The 16,052-nt window shown below is 71.6% G+C and carries 17 protein-coding genes; 13 read left to right on the forward strand and 4 right to left on the reverse strand.

The window, feature by feature from the left end:
* Positions 1-130 precede the first annotated feature (130 nt).
* From Gocc_RS09990 to Gocc_RS10025, 8 genes are all read left to right on the forward strand, one after another.
* Positions 131-1,309: a branched-chain amino acid ABC transporter substrate-binding protein gene (locus Gocc_RS09990; protein WP_114796413.1), complete on the forward strand. Its 1,179-nt coding sequence runs from the start codon at positions 131-133 to the stop codon at positions 1,307-1,309.
* A gap of 77 nt (positions 1,310-1,386) precedes the next feature.
* Positions 1,387-2,310: a branched-chain amino acid ABC transporter permease gene (locus Gocc_RS09995; RefSeq protein WP_114796414.1), complete on the forward strand. Its 924-nt coding sequence runs from the start codon at positions 1,387-1,389 to the stop codon at positions 2,308-2,310.
* The gene (locus Gocc_RS10000; RefSeq protein ID WP_114796415.1) at positions 2,307-3,788 is read left to right on the forward strand and encodes a branched-chain amino acid ABC transporter permease; all 1,482 of its coding nucleotides are present in this window, start codon (positions 2,307-2,309) and stop codon (positions 3,786-3,788) included. Before Gocc_RS09995 ends, Gocc_RS10000 begins: the two co-directional genes overlap by 4 nt.
* Positions 3,788-4,579, forward strand: coding sequence for an ABC transporter ATP-binding protein (locus Gocc_RS10005; RefSeq protein WP_114796416.1), 792 nt, complete (start codon positions 3,788-3,790; stop codon positions 4,577-4,579). Before Gocc_RS10000 ends, Gocc_RS10005 begins: the two co-directional genes overlap by 1 nt.
* Positions 4,576-5,295 carry an ABC transporter ATP-binding protein gene (locus tag Gocc_RS10010; RefSeq protein ID WP_114796417.1) on the forward strand — a complete coding sequence of 240 codons (720 nt, stop codon included), beginning with the start codon at positions 4,576-4,578 and terminating at the stop codon, positions 5,293-5,295. Before Gocc_RS10005 ends, Gocc_RS10010 begins: the two co-directional genes overlap by 4 nt.
* Positions 5,295-5,978 carry a cupin domain-containing protein gene (locus Gocc_RS10015; RefSeq protein ID WP_114796418.1) on the forward strand — a complete coding sequence of 228 codons (684 nt, stop codon included), beginning with the start codon at positions 5,295-5,297 and terminating at the stop codon, positions 5,976-5,978. The genes Gocc_RS10010 and Gocc_RS10015 overlap by 1 nt, the downstream gene beginning before the upstream one ends.
* On the forward strand, positions 5,975-7,123 hold the full coding sequence (locus Gocc_RS10020; RefSeq protein WP_114796419.1) for an aminotransferase class V-fold PLP-dependent enzyme: 1,149 nt from the start codon (positions 5,975-5,977) through the stop codon (positions 7,121-7,123). The genes Gocc_RS10015 and Gocc_RS10020 overlap by 4 nt, the downstream gene beginning before the upstream one ends.
* Before the next feature lie 4 nt (positions 7,124-7,127).
* A complete protein-coding gene (locus Gocc_RS10025; protein ID WP_114796420.1) occupies positions 7,128-7,919 on the forward strand; it encodes an alpha/beta hydrolase family protein in 792 nt (263 codons plus the stop codon).
* A 7-nt stretch (positions 7,920-7,926) separates the two neighbouring features.
* On the opposite strand, the gene Gocc_RS10030 is transcribed toward Gocc_RS10025, so the two are convergent.
* The 3 genes from Gocc_RS10030 to Gocc_RS10040 are packed head-to-tail and all read right to left on the reverse strand — an operon-like array spanning position 7,927 to position 9,484.
* The gene (locus tag Gocc_RS10030; protein WP_245904906.1) at positions 7,927-8,349 is read right to left on the reverse strand and encodes an arsenate reductase ArsC; all 423 of its coding nucleotides are present in this window, start codon (positions 8,347-8,349) and stop codon (positions 7,927-7,929) included.
* The gene (arsM, locus tag Gocc_RS10035) at positions 8,346-9,158 is read right to left on the reverse strand and encodes an arsenite methyltransferase (protein ID WP_114796422.1); all 813 of its coding nucleotides are present in this window, start codon (positions 9,156-9,158) and stop codon (positions 8,346-8,348) included. The genes Gocc_RS10030 and arsM overlap by 4 nt, the downstream gene beginning before the upstream one ends.
* On the reverse strand, positions 9,155-9,484 hold the full coding sequence (locus Gocc_RS10040; protein ID WP_114796423.1) for an ArsR/SmtB family transcription factor: 330 nt from the start codon (positions 9,482-9,484) through the stop codon (positions 9,155-9,157). The genes arsM and Gocc_RS10040 overlap by 4 nt, the downstream gene beginning before the upstream one ends.
* 245 nt (positions 9,485-9,729) lie before the next feature.
* Between Gocc_RS10040 and Gocc_RS10045 the strand changes: the two genes are divergently transcribed.
* Together Gocc_RS10045 and Gocc_RS10050 are read left to right on the forward strand one after the other, a co-directional pair.
* Entirely contained in the window at positions 9,730-10,620 is an 891-nt protein-coding gene (locus Gocc_RS10045; RefSeq protein ID WP_422717995.1) for a 2-hydroxyacid dehydrogenase, read from the forward strand.
* 11 nt (positions 10,621-10,631) lie between these two features.
* Positions 10,632-11,489 (forward strand): dimethylarginine dimethylaminohydrolase family protein, encoded by an 858-nt coding sequence (locus Gocc_RS10050; protein WP_220150560.1) that lies wholly within the window; start codon positions 10,632-10,634, stop codon positions 11,487-11,489.
* A 23-nt stretch (positions 11,490-11,512) separates the two neighbouring features.
* On the opposite strand, the gene dinB is transcribed toward Gocc_RS10050, so the two are convergent.
* The gene (gene dinB, locus Gocc_RS10055) at positions 11,513-12,571 is read right to left on the reverse strand and encodes a DNA polymerase IV (protein ID WP_114796425.1); all 1,059 of its coding nucleotides are present in this window, start codon (positions 12,569-12,571) and stop codon (positions 11,513-11,515) included.
* Positions 12,572-12,714: 143 nt separating this feature from the next.
* On the opposite strand from dinB, the gene lon reads away from it, so the two are divergent.
* From lon to Gocc_RS10070, 3 genes are read left to right on the forward strand one after another with little or no spacing between them, the layout of a single operon-like run.
* Positions 12,715-15,003 carry an endopeptidase La gene (lon, locus tag Gocc_RS10060; protein ID WP_114796426.1) on the forward strand — a complete coding sequence of 763 codons (2,289 nt, stop codon included), beginning with the start codon at positions 12,715-12,717 and terminating at the stop codon, positions 15,001-15,003.
* Complete coding sequence (locus Gocc_RS10065; RefSeq protein WP_114796427.1) at positions 14,990-15,304, forward strand: winged helix-turn-helix transcriptional regulator; 315 nt, start codon at positions 14,990-14,992, stop codon at positions 15,302-15,304. Before lon ends, Gocc_RS10065 begins: the two co-directional genes overlap by 14 nt.
* Before the next feature lie 51 nt (positions 15,305-15,355).
* Positions 15,356-16,006, forward strand: a complete 651-nt coding sequence (locus Gocc_RS10070; protein WP_114796428.1) for an LURP-one-related family protein — start codon at positions 15,356-15,358, stop codon at positions 16,004-16,006.
* The last annotated feature ends 46 nt before the right edge of the window (positions 16,007-16,052 follow it).

Raw genomic sequence — 16,052 nt, forward strand, 5'->3', positions numbered from 1 at the left:
GTCACGGGCCCCGGTGTGACACTCAACCGACGCGCCCGCCCGCTGCGGAGCAGGAGACGGGGGCGCGAGCAACAAGATCGGCGATCTCGACGTCTAAACCCAGGTGTACCCCACCAAGGAGGGCAACGGTATGAGAAAACGGGGAGGAGTGGTGTTGGCGCTCGCGCTCGGCGCGGCCGCCGCACTCGCATCCACCGCAGGGGCCGGCTCGGCGCAGGTCGCCCGGTCACAGGCCCTGAGCTGCAACGGCACGCTCAAGATCGCGCTCATGGCGCCGCTCACGGGTGACGCCGGCTTCCTCGGCAACGAGCAGCTGAGCTGGACCAAGTACGCGGTCAAGACGCTCGCGCCGAAGTTCGGTCTCAAGATCAAGCTGCTCGCCGGCGACACGCAGCTCGACCCGCAGATCGCGGCGTCCCTGGCCCAGAAGTACGTGGCCGACAAGGGCGTCGTCGCCGTCATCGGCCCCTCCACGTCGGGCGCCGTCGCCGCGACGAGCCAGACGCTGTTCCAGGCCGGGCTCGCCCACATCTCGCCGTCTGCGACGCGTACGTCGCTGACGAAGGGCACGTCGAGGCAGGCGACGCCGGGCTTCTTCCGCGTCATCGCCGACGACGGCATCCAGGGCCCGGGCGACGCCCGCTTCATGATCGAGAAGCTGAAGGTGAAGAAGGTCGTCCTCATCGACGCGCAGGAGCCGTACTCGGTCGGTCTCGCCGACGCGACGCAGGCGTACCTGAAGTCGAAGGGCGTGACGACGATCCGGGAGTCCGTCTCGATCAACCAGTCGGACTTCTCCTCCATCGTGACGAAGGTCCCCAACGACACGGACATCGTCTTCGCACCGTTCCAGCAGCCGCCGAAGGCGCAGACGCTCGCGCAGCAGCTGCTCGAGCAGGGCAAGAAGGCCAAGGTGTTCGGCGGTGACGGTACGGCGGACGCGGACAAGTTCAACGTCCCCGGCTCGTACGTCTCGAACTTCGCGGCTCCGATCAGCAACTTCGCCTACAACAAGGCGATCATCGACGGCTGGAAGAAGGACAACCCGGGGCAGAGCCTCGGCGTGTTCGGCCCGCCCGCCTACGGTGCCGTGCAGGTCGCGCTGAACGCGATCAGGCTCGCGTGCAACCAGGGCAAGGGGCAGCTCAAGGATCGCCGTGACGTGATCCGCAACGTCAAGCGCATCCGGGTGAAGAACTGGATCCTCGGTGGCGACTTCCGGTTCTCGACGAAGACGAACGACCCGCTCAACGGGGCGTTCTACATCTTCCAGGTGCAGCCCGACAAGACGTACAAGCTCGTCGGGTAGGGAACGAAACGACCAGGCGAGCGGCCCGGCAGATCCGCCGGGCCGCTCGCTGTTTTCAGGCATAGACTCGCGCTCTCGTGGACAACTTCATCCAGTTCACCGTCAACGCGCTGACGCTCGGCAGCGTCTACGCGCTCATCGCGCTCGGATACTCGCTCGTCTACGGGATCCTGAAGCTGCTCAACTTCGCGCACGGCGACGTCTTCATGGTCGGCGCGTTCATCGGCTTCGGCGTGCTGCAGGCGCTCGGCGGCGCCGCCGACCCGGTCATCTCGATCTGGTTCGTGCTCGTGCTCGTCATGCTCTCCGCGATGGCAGGCTGCGCCATCCTCGGCGTCGCGATCGAGCGCTTCGCCTACCGGCCGCTGCGCAACGCGCCGCGCATCGCGCCGCTGATCAGCGCGCTCGGCGTGTCGTTCTTCCTCACGTACTCGATGCAGCTCATGTTCGGCAGCCAGCAGCGCGACTACAACGCGTTCGCGATGGCCAACGGCGCGCTTTTCTTCAAGGGCTTCGACATCGGCAGCGTGCGCGTGCCGCTGCTGCGCATCGTCATCGTCGTGTCCGCGTTCGTGCTCATGATCCTGCTCTGGCTCCTCGTCACGAAGACGCGGATCGGGAAGGCGATGCGCGCGACCTCGTACGACCGCGAGGCGGCGGCGATGATGGGCATCGACATCGACCGCGTGATCGTGTTCGCGTTCGTGCTCGGCTCCGCCCTCGCGGGCGCGGCCGGCGTGATGTTCGCGCTGCGCGCGCCGGCTTCGGTCACGATCGGCTTCGTCGCGGGCCTGAAGGGGTTCACCGCCGCGGTGATCGGCGGTATCGGCTCCATCCCGGGCGCCATGGCCGGCGGCCTCATCCTCGGCTTCGCCGAGTCGTTCACGCAGGGCTACATCTCGACGCGCTGGTCGGACCTGTTCGTGTTCCTGATCCTGATCGCGTTCATGCTCCTGCGCCCGCAGGGGCTCTTCGGCAAGGCGGACATCAAGAAGGTATGAGCGAGCAGCGGCCCCCCGAGAGCGCCGGCACGACCCCGGCCGTCGGCAAGGACGAGTGGGTCGCGCGTCTCGACGACAACCGGGCGCGCCGCACGGGGCTGCCCGGCGTCGTCGAGGAGCGCCTGCGGAACGTCCCCTGGTGGGCGTGGCTGACGCTGTTCGTCGCCGCCGTCGCGGCGCTCCCGATCGTCTACGACAGCGGCTACGTCAGGCGCGTGGCATTCGACACCGTCGTCTACATGCTGCTCGCGCTCGGGCTCAACGTCGTCGTCGGGTGGGGCGGCCTGCTCGACCTCGGCTACGTCGCCTTCTACGGCATCGGCGCCTACTCGTACGCGCTGCTCTCCTCCAACCAGTTCGACGTCCACCTGCCGACGCTCGTCACCGTGCCGCTCGTGGTCGCTATCGGCGCCGTCGTCGGCCTCCTCGTCGGTCTGCCGTCACGCCGGCTCTCCGGCGACTACCTCGCGATCGTGACGCTGTTCTTCTTCCAGCTCTTCATCGTCGTCGTCACGAACGGCGATCACCTCTTCGGCACCAACGTCACCGGCGGCTCGAACGGGATCGGCGGCGTCGAGGCGGACGTCGACCCGTTCAACCTGTTCGGCCGCGACCTCGTCGTCTCGACGGGCGGGATCTTCAACGTCTGGTACCTGTACGTCGCGCTCGCGTTCTTCGTCGTCGTGTTCGTGCTGCTGCGCTTCGTGAACCACTCGCGCATCGGCCGGGCCTGGCGCTCGCTGCGCGAGGACCCGCTCGCCGCGGAGATGATGGGCATGCCGGTCAACTGGCTCAAGCTGCTCGCGTTCTCGTTCGGCGCCGCGGTGGCGGCGCTCTCCGGCACCATCTTCGCCGGGCTCAACGGCGGCGTCTTCCCGACGACGTTCGCCTTCCCGCTCCTCATCACCGTCTACACGATGGTGATCCTGGGCGGCTCGGGCAGCCAGGCCGGCGTCGTCGTCGGGGCCATCCTCGTCAACGTGCTCCTCGAGCTGCTGCGTGACCCCGGGCAGTCCCGCTACCTCTTCTACTTCCTCATCGTCGTCGGCCTTCTCGCCATCTTCCGGCTCTCCGTGCGGCTCGCCGTCGTCCTCGGCGGCACCATCGTGCTCGGCTTCGCCGTCCACGCGATCGCGTCGTCCATCTCCGACGCGGCCGTGTCGGGTGCGTCGAACGGGGGCGGCTGGCTCGCCGACGCCCTGCGCCAGTGGGTGATCACGCCGTCCAGCCTCGGGGCGTGGGCGCCGATCTCGTACGTGGCGCTCGTGTCGCTCGTGCTCGTGCTCACGCTGCTCGCAGGCTGGGTGCGCATCGCCGTGCTCGTGCCGACGCTGTACCTCGCCGCCTTCGTGTGGGAGAACGTGATGCTCGCCAAACCGGAGGCGACGCGCTTCATCGTCCTCGGAGCGATCCTCGTCGCCGTGATGATCGTCCGTCCGTCCGGCCTGCTCGGCGAGAAGCGGGTCGAGATCGTCTGATGGGCGAGAAGCTCCTCGATCTGCAGGGTGTGTCGATGGCGTTCGGCGGCCTGACGGTGATCGACGGGCTCGACCTGCACGTCGACGAAGGCGAGATCGTGAGCGTGATCGGGCCGAACGGGGCCGGCAAGACGACGCTGTTCAACCTCGTCACCGGCGTGTACGAGCCCAGCGCCGGCGACATCGTCTTCGCGGGCGAGAGCATCAAGGGGCTGGAGCCGCACAGGATCACGCGCAAGGGAATCGCCCGCACGTTCCAGACGCTGCGGCTGTTCCTCAACATGTCGGTGCGGGAGAACGTGATGGCCGCCGCGTACGGGCACACGCGCGCCGGGGTGTTCCGCTCGATGTTCCGGACGCCCGGCCAGCGCCGCGAGGAGAAGGAGATCCGCGAGCTGGCCGAGCGCTGCCTCGCGTTCTTCGGCGAGCGGCTGATGGGGTATCGCTGGGATCAGCCCGCGTACAGCCTCTCGTATGCGAACCGGCGCCGCCTCGAGATCGCCCGCGCGACGGCCACCAAGCCGCGGCTGCTCCTGCTCGACGAGCCGGCCGCCGGCATGAACCCGAAGGAGACGCAGGAGATCACCGAGCTGATCGGCAAGCTCCGCAGCGAGGGCGGCTTCACGATCCTCGTCATCGAGCACGACATGCACGTCGTCGAGGGCATCTCCGACCGCGTCGTCGCGCTCGACCACGGCGTCAAGATCGCGGAGGGCTCGTTCGAGGACGTCGCGACCGCGCCGCAGGTCGTCGAGGCGTACCTCGGCACGGGAGGGATGGCGAGGAAATGAGCGCCGCCGCGCCGCTGCTGCAGCTCGAGGGGATCAACACCTACTACGGGCAGATCCACATCCTGCAGGACTCGAGCATGGTCGTCGGTGAGGGCGAGCTCGTCTGCCTGCTCGGAGGCAACGCCTCGGGCAAGTCGACCACGCTGAAGACGATCCTCGGCATCGTCGCGCCGCGGACGGGCCGCGTGCTGCTCGGCGGCGAGGACGTCACGCGGATGCCGACCGCGCACCGCATCCGGCGCGGCCTCGCGATCGTGCCGGAGAACCGGCGCCTGTTCGGCCCGATGACCGTGCTCGAGAACCTCGAGATGGGCGCCTACCTGCGGCCGAAGGCCGACCTGAAGGAGGAGTTCGAGCGCGTCTACACCCTGTTCCCGCTCCTCTACGAGCGTCGCTCCCAGCTCGCGGGGACACTGTCGGGGGGCGAGCAGCAGATGGTCGCGATGGGACGCGCGTTGATGTCGAAGCCGAAGCTGCTGCTGATGGACGAGCCCTCGATGGGGCTCGCCCCGGTGCTCGTCGAGCGCAGCTTCGAGATCATCAAGCAGGTCAACGACGCGGGCGTCGCGATGCTCGTGGTGGAGCAGAACGCGAACGTGTCGCTGTCGATCGCCGACCGCGGCTACGTGCTCTCGACCGGCCGCGTCGTGCTCGAGGGCAAGGCGGCCGACCTGCTCCAGAATGAAGAGCTCCGCAAGGCGTATCTGGGCCGCTGATGGGCGTCGTCAGCGCACACGGGTCGATCCCGCCCAGGCGCGGCTCCGAGCTCGCGCTGGAGACGGTGCGGCTCGGCCCGGGCGAGGCGCTCGAGGCGGGCGACGGCGGGCACGACGTGCTGCTGTTCGCCTTCGCCGGCGCGGGCACGCTCGCGGGCGAACCGCTTCCTGCGGGCGCGGCGGCGCTGCTGGCGCAGGGGGAGCAGGCGGCGCTCGCGGCCGGCGAGGGCGGGCTCGCGGCGGTGCGGGTCACGGTCGGGGCCGGCACCGATATGCATGCGCCGATGGGCGCGCGGGAGCGCATCGTCGCGATCGACGACGTCGAGCCAGGAAAGGCCACCGGCAGCCGCTCCTTCCAGGTGCTGTTCGGGCCCCACAACGGCTCCACGCGCGCGACGATGTTCGTCGGGTACATCCCGCCGGGCAGGGCGCCGTGGCACTACCACCTGTACGACGAGATCGTGTGGGTCTGGCGGGGCCCGGGCCGCTACCACAGCGGCGACACGGTCGAGGAGCTGCCCGACGGAGCCGCCTTCCGCATCGCGCCCCGGCAGGTGCACATCGTCGAGAACCTCTCGAGTGAGCGGGAGCTGGCCGTGCTCGGCATCTTCACCCCGGCCGGGAGCCCGTCCGCGGCCTACCTGATGCCGGACGTCGCAGCCGCCGCGTACGTGATCGGATGAGCCGGGTCGGCGACGCCGTCCGCGCCGAGTTCCCGATCCTCGAGCGCGCGACCTACCTCAATGCGTGCTCGCAGGGCGCGCTCTCGCACCGTGTTCGCGCCGCCTACGAGGAGTACCTCGCGGGCTGGGACGCGAACGGCGCCGAATGGGAGTTCTGGGTCGAGCGCGCGGAGACCGCGCGCGCCGGGTTCGCGCGCCTGCTGCACGGCGCGCCGGACGAGGTCGCCGTCACGACCTCGGTCTCGCAGGGAGTGAGCGCCATCGTCTCGGCCCTGCCGTTCGAGCGTGGCGGGCGCAACCGGATCGTGATCGGCGAGTACGAGTTCCCGACGGTGGGCCAGATCGCCCATGCGCAGGAGCTGCGCGGCGCGGAGGTGGTGCACGTGCGCCCCGAGCGGGACGGGTCGATCCCGGTGGAGCGCTTCGCGGAGGCGATCGACGAGCGGACGGCGCTCGTGTGCTGCACGGCGATCTCCTACCGCACGGGCCACCGCAGCGACGTCGCCGCGATCGCGGAGGCGGCGCACGCGCGGGGCGCGCTCGTGCTCGCCGACAGCTACCAGGCTGTTGGGGCGATCGAGGTCGACGTGCGCACGCTCGGCGCCGACTTCGTCGCGGGGGGGACGGTCAAGTACCTGCTCGCCTCCGCCGGTCTCGGCTTCCTGTGGGTGCGCGGCGGCCTGCTGCCGGAGCTGCTGCCCACGCAGACGGGATGGTTCGCCGACGAGGACATCTTCCGCATGGACATCTCGGACTACTCGCCGCATGCGACGGCGCGCCGCTTCGACGCGGGCACGCCGCCGGTGCCGAACATCTACGCCGGGGTCGCGGGCCTGTCGCTTGTCGAGGAGGCCGGGGTGCCGGCGATCGAGGCGCACGTGCGCGGCCTCAACACGCGCCTCATCGAGGGGCTGCACGAGATGGGCGCCACCGTCGTCACGCCCGCGGACCCCGCGCAGCGGGGTCCGCTCGTCTGCGTCCGCTCGACCGACGCGCCCGCGCTCGTGGCGTCGCTTCTGGAGGAGAGGATCGTCTGCTCGCTCCGCGACGCGAACCTTCGTGTGGCCGCCCACTACTACAACACCGACGAGGACGTCGACACGCTGCTCGCGGCGCTCGGGCGTCGGCGCCACCTGCTGGCGTGAGCTCGTGGCTCTGAGCCACAAGCCGCCTCCGGCCCGCCAGATCGCCTACGGCGACCACCCCGACCAGGTGGGCAACCTGCACCTGCCCGCGGGTGACGGGCCATGGCCGGTCGTCGTGCTCGTGCACGGCGGCTTCTGGCGCTACGGCTGGGACCGGACTCTCATGACGCCGCTCGCGCGCGACCTCGCCGGGGGCGGCATCGCGGCCTGGAACGTCGAGTACCGGCGCGTCGGCCAGGAGGGCGGCGGCTGGCCCGGCACGCTCGCCGACGTCGCCGCCGCCGCCGACGCGGCGGCAGGCCTGGAGGGCGTCGACCCGACCCGCGCGGCCACGCTCGGGCATTCGGCGGGCGGGCATCTCGCGCTCTGGCTCGCCGCGCGCCACCGGCTTCCCGCCGGGGCGCCGGGCGCGGGGCCGCGCCTGCGGCCGGTAGCCGCCGTCTCCCAGGCCGGCGTCGGCGACCTCGCGCGCGCGGCCGCGGACGGGCTCGGGGGCGGCGCCTGCGAGGCCCTGCTCGGCGGCACCCCGCTCGAGCGCCCCGACCGCTATGCGGCCGCGTCGCCCGCTGCGCTGCTGCCGCTCGGGGTGCCGCAGCTGCTCGTGCACGGCGCGCGCGACGACATCGTGCCGCCCGGCCAGAGCCGCGCCTATGCCCACGCCGCCGCCGCAGCCGGCGACGAGGTCGAGCTCGTCGAGCTCGAACAGGCCGATCACTTCGACGTCATCGAGCCGGGCCATGCCGCGTGGGCGGCCGTTGTCGGCCGCCTCCCCCGGCTGCTCGGTCTCGCAGCCTGAGCAGCGGTCAGAGCTCGGCGGCGAGAGCGCGGGCGCGCCGGCCGATCTCGTCCCGGAGCGCCCTCACCGTCTCGGCATCCTTGCCGTGCGGGTCGTCGAGCTCCCAGTCGACGTAGCGCTTGCCGGGCACGTAGGGGCACGCGTCGCCGCAACCCATGGTGACGACGACGTCCGCCCACTCGGCATCGGCCTGCTCGAGCCGCCGCGGGACGCGGCCGGAGAGGTCGATGCCGAGCTCCCGCATCACGTCCACGACCTCGGGGTGGACGTGCGCCGCCGGGGCGCTGCCGGCCGACCGCGCCTCGTGGCGACCTCGTGCCGCGCGCCGGAACAGGGCCTCGGCCATCTGCGAGCGCCCGGCGTTCTGGACGCAGACGAAGAGGACGTTCACGTCGCCGCCCGCGCCACCCGCGCGCTCCGTCCCGCTCAACAGCAGGCACATCCCCCGGAAGCGGCGTCGGGCGCGAGCTGCCGCCGCGCCGCCTCCGGCTTGCGCGCCTTCACGATCGCGCCGTGCATGCCGTCGGCGACCTCGTGCGTGAACGACACCTCGACGTCCACGAGCCCGGCCCCCTCGAGCCCGGCCACGTACTCCGAGCGCGAAAGCGCCCCGGCGATGCAGCCCGCCCAGCCGCCGCGCTCCGTGCGCTCGGCGGCCGACAGGTGATCCTCCGCGACGACGTCGCTGATGCCGAGCCTGCCGCCCGGGGCGAGCACGCGCGCGATCTCGGCCAGCACGCGTGCCTTGTCGGCGGACAGGTTGACGACGCAGTTGGAGATGACCACGTCGACGCTCTCGGCGGGCAGCGGGATGTCCTCGATCGTGCCCCTGAGGAAGTGGGCGTTCGTGACGCCGGCTTCCTGCCGGTTGCGGCGGGCGAGCGCGAGCATCTCCTCGGTCATGTCCAGGCCGTAGACGACGCCCGCCGGGCCGACGCGCCGCGCCGACAGCAGCACGTCGATGCCGCCGCCCGAGCCGAGGTCGAGCACCGTCTCGCCCTCGCGCAGCTCGGCGACGGCGGTCGGGTCGCCGCAGCCGAGGCTGGCGAGCGCGGCCGCCTCGGGCAACGCCTGCCGCTGCTCGGCGTCGTACAGGCCCGCTCCGAACAGGCTCCCCGTCGTCTCGGCACAGCACGACCCGCCGCCGCAGCTCGCGGCGTCTCTCTCGGAGACGGCCTGCGCCGCCTGCGCGTATCGTGCCCGGACCTCCTCGCGCAGCGCTTCCGCATCCACGCTCATACCGACACCACCTGTGCCTCGACGAGTGCGGCCAGCCGCGCGAGCGCCGCGCGGTCGAGCGAGTAGTAGGCCCAGACGCCGCGCTGCTCGCGAACGAGCAGGCCCGCCTGGGTGAGCTTCTTCAGGTGATGCGAGACGGTGGGCTGGGAGAGACCGAGCGCCGGCGTCAGCTCGCACACGCAGACGGGCCCGTCGCCGGCGGCGAGCAGGTTGACGAGCCGGACGCGCGCGGGGTCGGCGAGCGCCTTGAACAGCGCCGCCGTCGCCTCGGCGTCGTCGCTCGACATCGGCGGGCCGTCGAGCGGGCGGCAGCACGCGCCGCTCATCGCCTCGTCCTCTCGAGCATCAACTCTCCATCCATCGACAGTTATCGATATCAAGGATGGCGGAGAGATCGATGTTTGTCAATGTCTCCCGGCGGGCTCAGTCGAGCGGTCGCGCGGAGCGGGCGGGATCGCCCGCCGGCAGCGCGTCGCGCGGTTCCTCTGTCGGGGCGCTGAGCAGGCGCGTGCCGAAGCGACCCTGGCGGTGGCGGTTGCCCTCGTGCGAGAGCCGTGCCCGATGGCGGATGATGCACCTCGTGCGCCCCCGCGTCCACGTGTCCGAGCCCGTTCCCCGCGAGGTCGACGAGGCGCTGCGCCGCGAGTTCGACCTCGTCGGCACGCCGCAGGGCGCCGACGGCATCGTCAGCATGCTCACGGTCACGGTCGACGACGCCTACCTCGAGGCGGCCGGCCCGCAACTGCGCGTCGTCGCGAACTACGCGGTCGGCGTGAACAACATCGACCTCGCGGCGGCCCGCCGCCGTGAGGTCGTCGTCGCGAACACGCCCGACGTGCTCACCGGCGCGACGGCGGAGCTCGCGCTCACCCTGATGCTCTCGCTGCTGCGCCGGGTCGGCGAGGGCGACCGCTTCGTGCGCCGCCGCGAGCCGTGGCGGTTCTCGCTCGAGTTCATGCTCGGCCGGCGACTCGCGGGCGCGACCGTGCTCATCGTCGGCGCCGGCCGCATCGGCCGCGAGACCGCGCGGCTCGCCGAGGCCTTCGGCGCCCGGCCCGTGCTCGCCGGCCGCGGCGACGACCTCGACTCGCTGCTCCGCGAGGCCGACATCGTCTCGCTGCACGTGCCGCTCGGCGACGACACGCGCCACCTCGTCGACGCCCGGCGCCTGCGCCTGATGAAGCCGACGGCGGTGCTGATCAACACCTCCCGCGGTGCCGTCGTGGACGAGGAAGCGCTCGCCGCCGCGCTGCACGAGGGTGTGATCGCGGGGGCGGGGCTCGACGTGTACGAGCACGAGCCCGAGGTGTGCGAGAAGCTGCTGCCGCTCAAGAACGTCGTGCTCTCGCCCCACCTCGGCAGCGCCACCCGCGACACCCGCATCGCGATGGGGATGCTCTGCGTCGAGGCGCTGCGCGCCGTGCTGCTCGAGGGCCGCACGCCGGCCAACGCCGTCACGTAGCCTTCCCGGCCGTGCCGGAGTACGGCTGCCAGGCGATGTGGGGGACGCTCGAGCGCGTGCTCGTACGCCGCCCCCTGCCCGCGGACGCGGATCATGTCGCCCGCTACGCCTGGCGGGGCGAACCCGATCCGGCGGCGGCGGCCGCCGAGCACGAGGCGCTCTGCCTGCTGCTCGAGGCGGCCGGCGCGGAGGTCGTCGTCTCCGAGCACGATCCGGGCAACCCCGACGCGATCTACGTCTACGACCCCGTGCTCGTCGGTGATGCCGGCGCCGCGCTCCTCATGCCCGGCAAGGAGGGTCGCCGCGGCGAGCCCGCCGGCATCGCAACCACCCTCGAGGCCGCCGGCGTGCCGGTCGCCTCGACGATGGCGCTGCCCGCGACCGCCGAGGGTGGAGACACGGTCTGGCTCGACCACGACACGCTGCTCGTCGGCCACGGCTATCGCACGGGCGCGGCAGGGATCGCGGCGCTGCGCGCGGCCTTCCCCGCCGTCGAGGTGGTCGTGTTCGACCTGCCGCACTGGAACGGCGCCGGCGAGGTCATGCACCTCATGTCCTTCATCTCGCCGCTCGACCGCGACCTCGCGCTCGTCTACCCCCGCATCGCTCCGACGCGCCTGCTGGAGCTGCTGGCCGAGCGTGGGATCGGCGTCGTCGAGGTGCCCGACGAGGAGTTCGCGTCGATGGGCTCCAACGTGCTCGCGCTCGGGCCGCGGCGCGCGCTCGCGCTGGAGGGCAACGACGTCACGCGCCGGCGTATGGAGAAGGCGGGCGTGGACGTCGTCAGCTATGCCGGCGACCACATCTCGCGGCTCGGCGACGGAGGGCCGACCTGCCTCACGCGGCCGCTCCTGCGCAGGCAGGGATGAGCGCGCCGCTCGGGGACGGCTTCCTAGGGCTCGAACGCGAGCTGGCGGTGCTCGGAGAGGCCGGACACGCCCACTCCCACGAGCCGTAGCGCTCCCGGCCGGTCGCGCAGGCCGCGGTCGAGGAGGCCGCAGGCGAGCTCGGCGATCCGGTCGGCCTCGTCGATCGGCGCCGGTAGCGTCGTCGAGCGCGAGCGGATCGAGAAGTCCGCGTAGCGCAACTTCGCCGTCACCGTCCGTCCCGACACGCCCGAGCGCCGCATCCGCGCCGCCAGCTCCTCGGCCAGGCGCCGCAGCTCGGCGTGCAGCAGCGACCGTTCGGCGATGTCGCGCTCGAACGTCTCCTCGACCGAGAGGGAGATGCGCTCGGCCTCGAGCTCGAGGTCGCGCGGGTCGACGCCGAGCGCGCGGTCGCGCAGGAGCATGCCCACCGCTCCGGGCAGCACGGCGCGCAGCTCCACGTCGGTCAGAGCGGCGAGATCCCCGATCGTCTTCACTCCCGCGGCGGCGAGCCGCTCCTCCGCGCGCGGGCCGACGCCCGGCAGCGTGCGCACCGGGAACGGGGCGAGGAAGCGCGCTTCCCTCCCGGGCGGCACGACCGTGATGCCGCCGGGCTTGCGCCGGTCGGACGCGACCTTGCACACGACCTTCGAGGTCGAGACGCCGAGCGAGCACGAGAGCGAGGTGGCAGCCCGCACCGACGTCTGCACCGCCTGGGCGACCTTCCGCGCGGCCGTGAACTCGGACACGACGGTGCCGAGATCGAGGTACCCCTCGTCGATCCCGACCTGCTCGACCCGCGGCACCACCTCGCGGATCGCCGTCCACACGGCCTCCGAGTACTGCCGGTAGACGGCATGGCGCGGGCGCAGGAACACGACCTCGGGGCAGCGCCGGAGCGCCTCGGCAGAGCTCATCGCCGACCGGATCCCGAAGCGGCGCGCGACGTAGTTCGCCGTCGCCACCACGCCGCGACCCTGCGGGTCGCCGCCCACCACGAGCGGCCGCGCGCGCAGCGACGGGTCCTCAAGCTCCTCGACCGCGGCGAAGAAGGCATCGAGGTCGACGTGCGCGAGAATCGGCATCGGCCCAAGGCTACGGTGCGCCGGTGATCACCGCTCCCCCGCCGCCGCGCTGCGCCGCTTCCGTGGCCGACCTTCAGGTATATTTTTTGTAGCTAGTACCCGGTGATCATCCGTCACCGCATTCGCAAGGAGCGTGAACCAGCGTGAGCAAGCTGCTGCTCGTCCCTCTCGACGACATCGTCGTCTTCCCGAACATGAGCGTCACCCTGACCGTCGACGTCGGCGACGAGGAGCGCGTGCTGCTCGTGCCCAAGCACGAGGGCGAGTATGCGAAGGTCGGCACCGTCGCGGAGGTGACGGACCGTGTGCGCCTGCCCGGCGGCGGGCTCGCCGTGGCGCTGAACGGTCTGCACCGGGGCATCGCCGGCGCTGCCGAGACCGATGCACGGGGACGCCTCTTCGTGGAGGTGGACGAGCGGCCGGACGAGAGCGAGAGCACGGAGGCGATCCGGGAGCTCGAGACGCAGTACCGCGCCGTCGTCGAGGAGATCCTGGAGCTGCGGGGCGACGACGGCCGCATCGCCGCCTTCGTGCGTTCCATCAGCGAGCCGGGCGCGCTCGCCGACACCTCTGGCTACTCGCCCGATCTCACCTTCGCGCAGAAGGTGCAGATCCTCGAGGCGGTCGACGTGGTCGAGCGACTCGAGCTGTCGCTGCAGCTGCAGCGCGAGCGCCTGACGCTGATGCAGCTGCGCCAGCGCATCCGCGAGGACGTCAACACGGGGATGGAGAAGCAGCAGCGCGAGTACATCCTGCGCAAGCAGCTCGAGTCGATCCGCAAGGAGCTCGGCGAGGACGAGACGTCCGTCGTCGACGAGTTCCGTGCGAAGATCGCCGAGTCGGCGATGCCCGACCACGTGCGCGAGCAGGCGGAGCGCGAGCTCTCCCGCTTCGAGCGCATGGGGGAGAGCTCGCCGGAGGCGCAGACGATCCGCAGCTACCTCGACTGGCTGCTGGCGGTGCCGTGGGGGGTCCGCTCGGAGGAGCGGCTCGACCCGCAGGCGACCCGCGAGGTGCTCGACGCCGACCACGCCGGCCTCGAGGATGTGAAGGAGCGCATCGTCGAGTACATCGCCGTGCGCAAGCTGCGGCAGGAGCGGGGCATCGAGCCGGACAGGAAGTCGGGCGCGATCCTGACGCTGATCGGGCCTCCGGGCACGGGCAAGACGTCGATCGGCGAGTCGATCGCCCGCTCGCTCAACCGCGAGTTCGTGCGTATGTCGCTCGGCGGCATCCGCGACGAGGCGGAGATCCGCGGGCACCGCCGCACCTACATCGGCGCCCTCCCGGGCCGGCTCGTGCGCGCCCTGCGCGACGCGAAGACGATGAACCCGGTGATCCTGCTCGACGAGGTCGACAAGGTCGGGGCCGACTGGCGCGGCGATCCGTCGGCGGCGCTGCTCGAGGTGCTCGACCCGGCGCAGAACTCGACCTTCCGCGATCACTACCTCGACGTGGAGCTCGACCTGTCCGAGGTCGTCTTCATCGCGACGGCGAACCAGGCGGAGACGATTCCGGGGCCGCTGCTCGACCGCATGGAGGTGATCCGCTTCGACGGATACACCACCGACGAGAAGGTGGCGATCGCAAAGGGGTACCTGTGGCCGCGGCAGCGCGAGCGCAACGGGCTGCGCGAGGACGAGGTGGAGGTGGCCGACGAGGTGCTCGAGATCGTGATCTCCGAGTACACGCGCGAGGCCGGCGTCCGCCAGCTCGAGCGCGAGCTCGGCACGGTGCTGCGCAAGACGGCGACGCGGATCGCCTCCGGTGAGGCGACGACTCCGGTGACCATCGACCTCGAGGCCGTGCGTGACGCGCTCGGGCGCCAGAAGTTCTTCCGCGAGGCGGCGGAGCGGACGGCGGTGCCCGGCGTGGCGACGGGGCTTGCCGTCACGGGCAGCGGCGGCGACGTGCTCTTCGTCGAGGCGACGAGCGTGCCCGGCGGCGAGAAGCTCGTGCTCACCGGCCAGCTCGGCGACGTCATGAAGGAGTCCGCCCAGATCGCCCTGTCGGCCGTGCGCGCCAGGGCAGGCGAGTACGGGCTCGAGGACGACCTGTTCGAGAACCGCTCGTTCCACCTGCACGTGCCGGCGGGAGCGATCCCGAAGGACGGGCCGAGCGCAGGGATCACGATGGCCACCGCCCTCGCCTCGCTCCTGACCGGGCGCCCGGTGCGGCACACGGTCGGCATGACCGGCGAGGTGACGCTGCAGGGGCGGGTGCTGCCGATCGGCGGCCTCAAGCAGAAGGTGCTCGCCGCGCACGCGGCCGGGCTGACGGACGTGGTGATCCCGGAGCGCAACCGCGCCGACCTCGACGACGTACCGCAGCACGTGCGGGACGAGATGGCCTTCCACCCGGTGATGTCGCTGAGCGAGGTGCTCGACGTGGCGCTCGAGCCTGCGGCCAAGCCGGTCGATGTCGCGCTGTAGGCATTGCGCCCCCGTCCCCGAGGGGGTCCGCCAGGCGGCGGGCCTCCTCGAGGGGCGCTGGACGGTGTCGATCCTGTGGGCCTCCTACGAGGGAGCGTCGCGGTTCAACGAGTTCAAGCAGGCGGTGGGTGAGATCCCGCCGCGCACGCTCGCCCAGCGGCTCGTCGAGCTCGAGCGCGCCGGCGTGCTCGAGCGTGTCGTGATCGATGCGCGCCCGCCGCGGGTCGAGTACCGCCTGACGCCGGCGGGGCGCCGGCTGCAGGCCGTGGTGGACGCGCTCGTGCGCTGGGCGGGAGCGTAGGGCCTCGAAGCCGCCGCAGCGCCGCGTCCGCGCGCGTGCGATCATGGGCACATGCCCGTGTCTGCCACACGCTCGCCCGAGGACGTCCTCGCGGCGATCGAGTCATCCGATCGATTCGTCATCCAGCAGCTGTTCAGGCCGATCGCGAACGAGTACCGGATCAGCGTTCCCGCGAGCGGGTCGAGCGACGAGGGCGAGCCGCTCCTGTTCGTGAAGCAGAAGAAGATGAAGATCAAGGAGGACATCCGCTTCCGCCTCGACCCCGAGCGCGACGAGCATCTCTTCATGATCAAGTCGAAGTCGGTGTTCGAGTTCGCCGGGCGGCACGACGTGCTCGCCGCCGACGGCAGCTCGATCGGGCTGCTCGAGAAGAGCTTCGGCAAGTCGCTCCTGCGCAGCCACTGGCGTGTGTCCGGCCCCGGCGACGCGGGCCCTCTGTGCGAGGCGCAGGAGAAGAGCTTGACGGTGGCGATCGTCCGGCGGGCGGCGGGGCTCGTCGGGGACGGCCTGCTCGCGCTGCTGCAGTGGCTCCCGTTCGGCTTCGTGCTGCACCGGGACGGCGAGGAGATCGGCCGCTACAACCGCGTTCTCGGCCAGTTCCGGGATCGCTACGTGCTCGAGCTCGATCCCGGCGCCGCCGGAATCGACCGCCGGCTGCTGCTCGCGTTCGCCGTCGCGCTCGATGCGCTGCAGGACCGCTGAGGCCCGACGCCGTCGTCGGGCGAGCTCGCGCCGCCCATCGGAGCCT

This window comes from Gaiella occulta (assembly GCF_003351045.1).
GTDB classification, from domain to species: domain Bacteria; phylum Actinomycetota; class Thermoleophilia; order Gaiellales; family Gaiellaceae; genus Gaiella; species Gaiella occulta.